The 2,017-nt window shown below is 53.1% G+C and carries 2 protein-coding genes and 2 rRNA genes; all 4 read right to left on the bottom strand.

Annotated features, from left to right (window positions below; all coding sequences use genetic code 11):
* Positions 1-444: transposase (locus tag BHAP_RS11215; RefSeq protein ID WP_211279747.1), on the bottom strand; the 444-nt coding region annotated here is incomplete at its 3' end.
* Between the two features lie 317 nt (positions 445-761).
* Positions 762-1,013, bottom strand: a complete 252-nt coding sequence (locus tag BHAP_RS11210) for a hypothetical protein (protein ID WP_094730736.1) — start codon at positions 1,011-1,013, stop codon at positions 762-764.
* Positions 1,014-1,387: 374 nt separating this feature from the next.
* A 5S ribosomal RNA gene (gene rrf, locus BHAP_RS11205) occupies positions 1,388-1,504 on the bottom strand.
* A 172-nt stretch (positions 1,505-1,676) separates the two neighbouring features.
* A 23S ribosomal RNA gene (locus BHAP_RS11200) occupies positions 1,677-2,017 on the bottom strand; the annotation flags it as partial.

Here is a 2,017-nt window from a genome sequence, read left to right as displayed (position 1 = left end):
CTCCCGCCACGCGTCGATATCCGCGTAGATGCGCTTGAGCTTGTCGCTCAGAGTCTGCGAGGGCATGCGATCACCCCACAACAATTGGCTGACATCATCAACCTGACGCGTGGACACGCCCGCCAGATACATGTCAATCAGCGCCTCCTCGACGCTCTCCTCGCGCCGCCGGTAACGCTCGATCACGGCCGACTCGAACACCGCGCCCTTCAGTTTCGGTACCTTCAGGCTCATTTTCCCGGCCTTGACGGTCAGATCACGCTTGTAATGGCCGGCCCGGTACGCCTTGCGATCCCCGCTGCGCTCGTAACGGGCGGCGCCCGTGATCTCGTCGGCCTCGGCGTCGAGCATTGCGTTCAACGTCTCCTCGACGCTTCTACGGACCATCCGGTCCAGGGTGGTCTCCAACATGGCCTGGTCGACCTGTAGAATCTGCTGTGACATGGCTTCGTGCCCTCTTTCCAATCGCGATTTGTTTTGTTTGGCGACAGAAAATCGTACACAGGACACGAGCCATGCCCTTTCATCTCAAGCCCAAGCCAAAGTGCGCAAAATTTCGGGCCTTATCAGTGGCGGAAAACGCTCTCTGACTGTGGCGTGAGCGAGTGTTTTCCGCCAGTCACTGGTTTGGAGTGGCGGTTTTCGCTCGCTGGTGACTTATCAGTGAGTGTTTTCTGCCACTCACCGCATGTCACGCCTTTGGGATGTCATTCTTGATCTGTGCGATTACGCTACGGCTGACGTTACTGGCGGTTTCGCGTTTATCGTCTTCTTGGCTTGTAGCCCTTTTTACGAGAGTGTGGCTTGAGTTGTTGGTTCAGCGGGACCGCTCGGTAACTGTCACGCGGGTCACGATGAGTTAAATGCCAAGTACCGCAATACTCGCATCGATACACCCATAATTCAGCGCCGCGTTCGATCAGGCTTTGATCGGCAGCGCGCTGAGCTTGCGCCTTATCGTGATACATGATCTTATTCGACTCGGTGCAACGTTTGGGTGTGAAGTAATGCATAATAAGCCCGAGTCTAAGACCCTCCCTTGTCAATGAGTCATGCTCTGTTAAATCATAATTGACTCATACCGGCGCTCCACATGTCAGGCGAAAGTGCGAGTTGAGAAGTGTGCGTGGCGTTTTTGCTCACTGATGCTACTGTGACCGAGCGTTTTCTGCCACGCGTTACTTGGAGTGGCGGAAAATGCTCGCTGTCTAGGGGCTTAGTGAGCATTTTCTGCCAGTCACTAGTTGTAGTGGCGGAAAACGCTTGCTGATAGTGGTGTGTGTGAGTGTTTTCTGCCATGTGTTAGTGTAGTGGTTGTATTCTAGTTATAAGAGAAAATGGGAAAACCCGGGAGTGTGTGCTCGACCGGGTTTTCATATCACGTGTATAGCGGCGGTGTGCTACTCTCCCACACCCTAGCGAGTGCAGTACCATTGCCGTGCCAAGTCTTAGCTTCCGGGTTCGGAATGTTACCGGGCGTTTCCCCTGGGCTATGACCGCCGCAAATCTTCAATTAATACAGTCAGAAAAATCATGTTTTTTTCTGCTGGTCTTGTGATGGTTTGGGGACCGGATAGTAGACGCGATTCATCGTTTTCGTGATAGTTACTGCTCCTTGTTGGAGTTAGTTTGTAGCATAGTTGGATACTTGTCCAACCCAATGTTATGGGTTGAATATAGTGATTGTTGTTCCCTGTTAGTACCGGTCAGCTCCACCCTTTACAGGGCTTCCACGTCCGGCCTATCAACCACGTGTTCTTCATGGAGGGTTCAAACCAAATGGTTACGGAATCCTTATCTTGGAGCGGGCTTCCCGCTTAGATGCTTTCAGCGGTTATCCCTTCCGAACGTAGCTAACCAGCCATACCCCTGGCGGGATAACTGGCATACCAGAGGTTCGTCCACCCAGGTCCTCTCGTACTATGGGCAGGCCTCCTCAAGATTCCAACGAGCGCAGAGGATAGAGACCAAACTGTCTCACGACGTTCTGAACCCAGCTCGCGTGCCGCTTTAATCG

Origin of the sequence: Bifidobacterium hapali (genome assembly GCF_002259755.1) — a bacterium.
Taxonomy (GTDB): domain Bacteria; phylum Actinomycetota; class Actinomycetes; order Actinomycetales; family Bifidobacteriaceae; genus Bifidobacterium; species Bifidobacterium hapali.
The sequence above is the reverse complement of the archived record's forward strand: the minus strand, read 5'-3'. Positions and strand labels throughout refer to the sequence as shown.